This window comes from Bradyrhizobium sp. (genome assembly GCF_019244115.1).
In the GTDB taxonomy this organism is placed as follows: Bacteria; Pseudomonadota; Alphaproteobacteria; order Rhizobiales; family Xanthobacteraceae; genus Bradyrhizobium.
This window is the reverse complement of sequence record NZ_JAFATE010000461.1, coordinates 1-7753: the sequence shown is the minus strand read 5'-3', so window position 1 is coordinate 7753 and position 7753 is coordinate 1. Positions and strand designations below refer to the sequence as shown.

Annotated in this window: 5 protein-coding genes and 2 pseudogenes; 5 read left to right on the top strand and 2 right to left on the bottom strand. The window is 62.1% G+C overall.

Translation table 11 applies throughout. From position 1 onward, the window contains the following. A pseudogene (locus JOZ76_RS20230) lies at positions 1-1078 on the bottom strand (hypothetical protein); the annotation flags it as partial. Positions 1079-1279: 201 nt separating this feature from the next. Then, positions 1280-1952, bottom strand: a pseudogene (locus JOZ76_RS20225) (Crp/Fnr family transcriptional regulator). A 299-nt stretch (positions 1953-2251) separates the two neighbouring features. Here JOZ76_RS20225 and JOZ76_RS20220 point away from each other — a divergent pair. The 5 genes from JOZ76_RS20220 to JOZ76_RS20200 all read left to right on the top strand — a co-directional run. After that, a complete protein-coding gene (locus JOZ76_RS20220) occupies positions 2252-3073 on the top strand; it encodes an ABC transporter ATP-binding protein (protein WP_291701154.1) in 822 nt (273 codons plus the stop codon). Continuing rightward, positions 3070-5001, top strand: coding sequence for a long-chain fatty acid--CoA ligase (locus JOZ76_RS20215; RefSeq protein WP_291701152.1), 1932 nt, complete (start codon positions 3070-3072; stop codon positions 4999-5001). Before JOZ76_RS20220 ends, JOZ76_RS20215 begins: the two co-directional genes overlap by 4 nt. A gap of 82 nt (positions 5002-5083) precedes the next feature. Then, entirely contained in the window at positions 5084-5977 is an 894-nt protein-coding gene (locus JOZ76_RS20210; protein WP_291701150.1) for a branched-chain amino acid ABC transporter permease, read from the top strand. Next, positions 5977-7050: a branched-chain amino acid ABC transporter permease gene (locus tag JOZ76_RS20205; RefSeq protein WP_291701147.1), complete on the top strand. Its 1074-nt coding sequence runs from the start codon at positions 5977-5979 to the stop codon at positions 7048-7050. The genes JOZ76_RS20210 and JOZ76_RS20205 overlap by 1 nt, the downstream gene beginning before the upstream one ends. Before the next feature lie 50 nt (positions 7051-7100). After that, on the top strand, positions 7101-7753 hold a 653-nt coding region (locus JOZ76_RS20200; RefSeq protein ID WP_291701145.1), incomplete at its 3' end, for an ABC transporter substrate-binding protein.

Sequence of the window (7753 nt, the reverse complement as noted above, 5' to 3'; positions counted from 1 at the left end):
AATCGATCGTCCACCTGTCCTCAAAGGGCATTTCATCGGGCTTGTCGGCGGAGTTGTGAACAAGGATATCAGCTATGCCCAGACCGCCCGGCGGAGGCATCTTTGGATTGAACGAGTACTTCCCCCGGATCATCGCGTGACCGAAGCGATAGAAGCCATATGAGAACTCCAGCGGCACCTGCCAGGTGCCATTGTCCAATCCCTGCGGCGGGTCGGCGATTGGAATTCCCGCCTCGTACGCCGTCCGAACATCAGGGTGCAGGATCCTCGCCAAAACGTCGTTTCGAATGATGCTGCGGAAGATCAGTGCACAGGCCGCACGTGTGGCGACGAATTTCCGTTGTGCATCGGCGACCGGATTTCCCGCCGAATGGGCCTTCACGTAGGTTTCGATTTCGTCGAGGATCTTGCGTTGAAAATGGTGAAACATCACCACGACCTGCGACAGGATCGCATGCGCATCATTGCGCGCATCGGCGATCAGTGCTTCCGGGTACTCCGGGTCGTCATGCACTTCGGTTCCACGCGCGCGCGCAATGTCCCTCAAATCACCAGCATGACCGCCGTGGCGCTTGCCGTCGGGCCTGACCTGCCCGAGCCGAAGACGATCGCGAAAAATACCGACGCCGTGTTCATAGGCATGCGGACATTCAATGGGACCGCCGCCGAAGATCGTCTCCAGCCGCAGGGGCTTACTGCGAACGTTGCTCAGACCAATCGGGCTGCTCTGATCGCGCGACAGGAACAGCGAACTTTCGACGAGGTCATGCGCGATCAGTTGCAACAGATAGGTGTAGCCGCCAGGAATGTTCGGATTGAGAGGATCGCGCGGGTATTCGAAGAGCATGGCTCCCGCGAGTTTCCTCATCAAGTCGTCGGCCCGGTCCCGCTGCGCTTCGACTTTCGGATCGAAGGGCACCCCGTCGATCGCGAATTGCTGCGAGCGATCCGGGTTTCGGAGGAAATGTCTGAAGCCTGGGGGGATGCTGGCCGGCTCGCCCGCAGCGGGTGGCTTGAGGCCCTTGGATGCAAACGGAAACTCTACGGCCCAGAGAGAGATCTTACCGTGTGTACTCATCGGACTGACCCCTTTTTGATTTTGCAATAGCGCCGCACCGACCGTTATTTCAGCGTGAAATGACCTCCCGAGCGCGAGCTTGGCTCTGCAGGGTGAGCTTCGGCCGGGCCGCCCCGCGCCTGAGCTTTCAGGTCAAAGATCGTTTTTCGTCAGGCGTTTATGCGCAAATGCTTGCGCAAACTGGCCATCCCTCGGGTCCGGCTATTCGCCATAGTGACGCAACTGCTCCAGATCGAGGATCGTTACACCGGCATATTCAAGCTTGAGGAGACCTTGCTGCTCCAGTTTCTTTAGACATTGGTTCGCATTCTGGCGCGAGATGCCGATGAGCGCCCCGATTTCCTCCTGGGTGATGTCGAGATGGCGCGCGGTCTCCGGATAGAGGATCGGATTGAACAGCGACGCGATGCCGCGCGCCAGCCGCGCGGTCGCGTCCAGGGTTCGTCCATGTTCGACGAGGCCGATGAACTGGCCGAGCCGTTCGTTGAGCTGACCGACCAGAAAGCGGTTGAAGCCGACGCTGTTCTCGAACAGCCAGAAGAACGTGGCGCGGTCCATCATGGCGATGCGAGAGTCGCGGAGCGCCACCAGATCATAGCGCCGCGCCTCGTTCTTGAGCACCGACCCCTCCCCGAACCAGGCACCGGCGGCCAGGCCGGTGAAGGTCGTCGCCTTGCCGCGCCTGGACACGATGCCCATTCTGACCAAGCCCGTGACCACGCCCGCCCAATAGTCGAAATGATCGCCGCGCACGACGATGGACTCGCCCGTGCCGAATGATTTTTCGGTAATCGGCGCGGGCGACCTCGAGCTCCCGCTTGTTCAATTCGCGCGACCAGGCCGCAACGCGCTGGAGGTGATCCTCGGCAATCAAGTCATGATCCTACCGCGCTGACCCCGACGATCACCCGTCTTGCTGCGCCGCACAATGCATCCGACGGGCCGACTGAAGGCATGCCGAATTTGGCGGCGAATTGTCAGCTGCAAGACATTTCTCAATACCGCTGTATCCTATTCAGGACCAAACGTCCGGTCGCCCGGCGCGGCATCTTGGCCGAGTGGCTTGCGCCGACCGAGCAGAGTAGGATCGAGCGGACCAAAAAATACCAATTGCGACCGAACGATCAAGAGCGCTGCAAAGCGCCGCATCTTTCAAGCTTCCAGGAGGGAGAGTTGGACCATTGCTTTGAGGCGCGCGGCGTGTCGTTGCGGTTCGGCGGCGTGCGCGCGCTCACCGATGTCAGTTTCGGCGTGAAGAGCGGCGAGCTGTTCTCCATCATCGGGCCGAATGGCGCCGGCAAGACGTCGATCGTCAACTGCATTTCGGGCCGCTACCGGCCGAGCGAAGGCGCGCTGTTCTACCAGGGCCGCGACATCACGAGGCTGCCATCCAACGCGCGGGCCTCGCTCGGCATCGGCCGCAGCTTCCAGAACCTCGCTCTGTTCCACCACATGAGCGTGCTCGACAACATCATGATCGGGCGTCACCATCTTCTGAAGAACAATTTCATCACGGGCGCGCTGTACTGGCTGACCGGTGCACGGCACGAGGAGCTCGAACACCGCAAAAAGGTCGAGGAGATCATCGACTTTCTCGACCTGCAGCCGGTGCGTAAGGCGACCGCCGGCACCCTTTCTTACGGCCTGCGCAAGCGGGTCGAGCTCGCGCGCGCCATGGCACTGGAGCCCAAGCTGATCCTGCTCGACGAGCCGATGGCCGGCATGAACTTTGAGGAAAAGGAGGACATGGCCCGCTATATCGTCGATCTGAACGAAGAGTTCGGCATGACGGTCGTCATGATCGAGCACGACATGGGCGTGGTGATGGACATCTCGCACCGGGTCATGGTGCTGGATTTCGGCCGCAAGATCGCCCAGGGCGATCCGGCGGCCGTTCTGGCCGATCCGCATGTCAAACGCGCCTATCTCGGCGAAGAGGACGAGCTGCTGGTCGATCCGGACGATCAGCCCGCCATGGTGGAGTCCGCGGCATGATGGACTATCCCGCCCGTGCAGCCGAGGCCGACACTTATCCAAAGCTGTTACGGCTTAACGCGCGTGAGCACGGCAGCGAGATCGCGCTGCGTGAAAAGGACCTCGGGCTCTGGCGAGTGTTGACCTGGAACGACTATCACGCACGCGTGCAGGATTTTGCGCTCGGCCTCAGCGAGCTCGGGCTCGCGCGCGGCGACGTGATCGGCATCATCGGCGACAATCGTCCGGACTGGGTCGCTGCCGAAATCGCAACTCACGCGATCGGGGCCTTGAGCCTCGGCCTCTACCGCGACGTGCTCGACGAGGAAGCGGCGTATCTCTTGAACTACGGCGAAGCAAAACTGGTGTTCGCCGAGGACGAGGAGCAGGTTGACAAGCTCTTGAATCTCGCCGATCGCGTGCCCGCCCTGAAGCACATCATCTATTCCGATCCGCGCGGCATGCGGAAATATGACGACCCGCGCCTGCTCGCCGCCGGCAAGCTCGCCGCGATGGGTGGCGCGCGTGCATCACGGGAACCGGAACTCTATGACGCCCTGGTCGACGCGACGAGCGGCGAGGACGTCGCGATCCTCTGCACGACATCGGGCACCACGGCGCAGCCAAAGCTCGCGATGCTGGCGGCGGGGCGTGTGCTGCGCCACTGCGCGACCTATCTCGCGTTCGATCCGAAAGGACCGGACGACGAATATGTCTCGGTGCTGCCGCTGCCCTGGATCATGGAGCAGGTCTACGTACTCGGCAAAGGCCTCTTGTGCCGGATGAAGGTCAACTTCGTCGAAGAGCCCGAGACGATGATGAGCGATTTCCGCGAGATCGCGCCGACCTTCGTGCTGTTCGCACCGCGGCTCTGGGAGCAGATCGCGGCCGATGTGCGCGCCCGCGTGATGGATGCATCGCCTATCAAGCAGCGCCTCTACGCACTCGGCATGAGAACAGGGCTGGCCGCACTTGCCAAAGGTGAGCACTCGACGCTCGCTGACCAGCTCCTGTTCCGCGCGCTGCGCGACCGGCTCGGCTTTTCGCGGCTGCGCTCGGCGGCGACCGGTGGTGCGGCGCTCGGACCCGACACCTTCAAGTTCTTCCAGGCCATGGGCGTGCCGCTGCGTACGCTCTACGGCCAGACCGAGCTGCTCGGCGCCTACACCTTGCACCCCCCAGGCAAGGTCGATCCGGACACCACGGGTGTCGCGATGGCCGACGACATTGAAATCCGCATTGAAAGGCCTGACAGCCAGGGCGTCGGCGAGATCGTGGTGCGCCATCCCAACATGTTCCTCGGCTATTACAAGAACCCCGACGCGTCGACCGCGGACCTGAAGGACGGCTGGCTGCAGTCGGGCGACGCCGGTTATTTCAATGCGAGCCGGCAGCTCGTGGTGATCGACCGCATCAAGGATCTCGCGGAGACCTCGCGGGGCAAGCGCTTCTCGCCGCAATATATCGAGAACAAGCTGAAATTCTCGCCCTATATCGCCGAGGCCGTGGTGCTGGGCGCCGGCCGCGAGGCGCTGGCGGCGATGATCTGCATCCGCTACTCGATCATCTCGAAATGGGCGGAGAAGCAGCGCATCGCGTTCACGACCTACACCGACCTGTCGTCGCGCGGCGAGGTCTACGCGCTGCTGCAAAGGGAAGTCGAGGCGGTCAACGCCACGCTACAGCCCGCGCAGCGCATCAACCGCTTCCTCCTGCTCTACAAGGAGCTGGACGCCGATGACGGTGAGCTGACGCGCACGCGCAAAGTGCGCCGCGGCGTCATCAACGAGAAATACGGCGATATCATCGAGGCGATCTATCGCGGCGAAAAGAACATTCCCGTCGACACCGTGATCCGCTTCCAGGACGGCACCACCCAGCGCGTGCGGACCTCGCTGCGGGTGGTCGATCTCGGCGGTCGGCCCGCAATCGCGGAGGCCGCGGAATGAGGATGAAGTGCCCCCAAGGCGCTTGCTGCAGTCACCTCGCCCCGCTTGCAAGCGGGGAGAGACAACTATCGCACGGGACCTCATGAACGCACAGTTCCTCATCCAGCTGCTGGTCAATGGCCTCGTCGTCGGCACGCTTTATGGCGTGGTCGCGATGTCTTTCGTGCTGATCTACAAGGCGACCCAGGTCGTCAATTTCGCGCAAGGCGAACTCTTGCTGGTCGGCGCCTGGGTGTGCTGGGCGCTGCTGGTCAAGTTCCAGCTGCCGTTCTGGATCGGGATGCCGCTCACCCTGGTCTTCATGTTCGTCTTCGGTATCGCGATCCAGGTCGTGATCCTCCGCCCGATGATCGGCGAGCCGATCATCTCCGTGATCATGGTGACGATCGGCCTGTCAACGGTGTTCCAGGCCGCGCTGAAATGGATATTTGGGGTCAACCCGCAGCCGTTCCCGGACGTGTTCACCAGCAAGTCCATCGATATTTTCGGCCTCCAGATCCAGACCGTCTACATCATGAGCCTCGTGGTTTCGCTCGCGATGATGGTCGGCATGGCCTGGTTCTTCCGCGCATCGAAATACGGCCTTGCGATGCGCGCCACCGCCTTCAACCAGCAGGTGGCGCAATCGCTCGGCATCTCGGTGAAAACCGTGTTCGCGATCTCCTGGGCGATCTCGGCCACGGTGTCCGCGGTCGCGGGCGTCGTCGTCGCCGTCGTCAACGGCGTCTCCTCGGGGCTGTCGGCCTACGGCATAAAAGTGTTTCCGGCGGCGATCCTCGGCGGGCTCGATTCGATCGGCGGCGCCGTGCTCGGCGGCGTCATCATCGGCCTGCTCGAAAACATCGCCCAATATGTCGACAGCCAGTTTTTGCACTGGGGCAATCTATACGAGATCGCACCGTTCTACGTCTTGATCATCATCCTGATGATCAAGCCCTACGGGCTATTCGGCACAAGGGATATCGAGCGCATCTGATGGCCAGCACGTCTTTCATCCCCTCCGGCGACTTCCGCACCTCCTACGCGGCGGACACCACGATCTTTCCGACCAGGACCAGCCGCAACTTTGCGATTGCGGGCATCGCGCTGCTCTGCTTCGCCCCGCAGCTCTTCAGCGAATATTGGCTCTCCGTCTCAATCCAGATCGGAATCTTTTCGATCGCCGCACTGGGCTTGAACATCCTGGTCGGCTTCACCGGGCAGATCTCGATCGGGCACGCGGCTTTCTTCCTGTTCGGCGCCTTCACCTCGGCCTATGTCTCCAACAATTTTCCAATCCCCGTGTTCTTCGCGATCCCGCTCGCGGGCGTGGTCACCGCGCTGGTCGGGCTGATTTTCGGCGTGCCGGCGGCGCGGCTGAAAGGCCTCTATCTCGTCATCGCCACCCTTGCCGCGCAATACATCCTGCTCGACTTCTTCTCCCGCGCGGAGTGGTTTTCGGGCGGCTCGGTGCCGGCCAGCGCCAATCCGTTCTCGATTTTCGGCTATGCGCTGCGCGGCGACCGGCAATATTTTTACGTCGTGCTGGCCTATGTGCTGGTGAGCTATCTCCTCGTCACCAACCTGATGCGCACGCGCGATGGCCGCGCGCTGGTCGCGATCCGCGACCATTATCTCTCCGCCGAGATCATGGGCATCAATCTCACCAAATACCGCACGCTGTCGTTCGGCCTCGCCGCGTTCTTCGCCGGCATCGCCGGCGCGCTCTATGCCCATTACCAGCTGGTCGTCTCGCAGGAAGGTTTTGGCATCGAGCGCTCGGTGCTGTTTCTCGCCATGATCATCATCGGCGGCACCGGATCGATCATGGGAACCTTGATGGGCACCGCCTTCGTAGTGCTGCTGCCGGAATCGATGGAGTGGATCAGCCTGCACTTGAAGGGCAGCGCGATCGATCATGCGCTATCGCTCAATACCAACATCACCTTTTTGCGCGAGATCGCGATCGGGCTGATCATCATCGCCTTCCTGATGTTCGAGCCGGACGGGCTTGCGCATCGCTGGCGGCAGATCAAGTCCTACTGGAAGCTGTACCCGTTCTCGCATTGAGGTCTGAAAATCCAGGACGACCAATTTCAACAAACAACAGGAGGAAACAGATGAGAATGAAGACATGGCTTGGCAGCGTCTCCCTCGCACTCGTCGTCGGCGGCGGTTCGGCGCTGGCAGCGGACCAGATCGCGATCGGGCATCTGGCCGACTACTCGGGCGCGACGTCGGATGTCGGCACCCCCTATGGCCAGGCGGTCGCCGATACCTTCGCCTGGGTCAACAAGAACGGCGGCATCGGCGGCAAACAGGTTGCGCTCGATACCAACGATTATGGCTACCAGGTGCCGCGCGCGGTCGCGCTGTACAAGAAATGGTCGGCGGCGGACGGCAAGGTCGCGGCCATCATGGGCTGGGGCACCGCGGACACCGAGGCGCTGACCGGCTTCCTGGCGCAGGACAAGATTCCGGATATTTCCGGCTCCTACGCGGCCGCCCTGACCGATCCGGAAGGCGCCAGCGGCAAGGCCAAGCCCGCGCCATACAATTTCTTCTATGGTCCGAGCTATTCGGACTCGATGCGCGCAATGCTGACCTGGGCGGCGGAGGACTGGAGGGCGAAGGGCAAGCCGGGCAAACCGAAATTCGTGCATATGGGCGCCAACCACCCCTATCCCAATGCGCCAAAGGCGGCCGGCGAGGCGCTCGCGACCGAGCTCGGCTTCGAGGTGTTGCCGCCGATCGTGTTTGCGCTGACACCGGG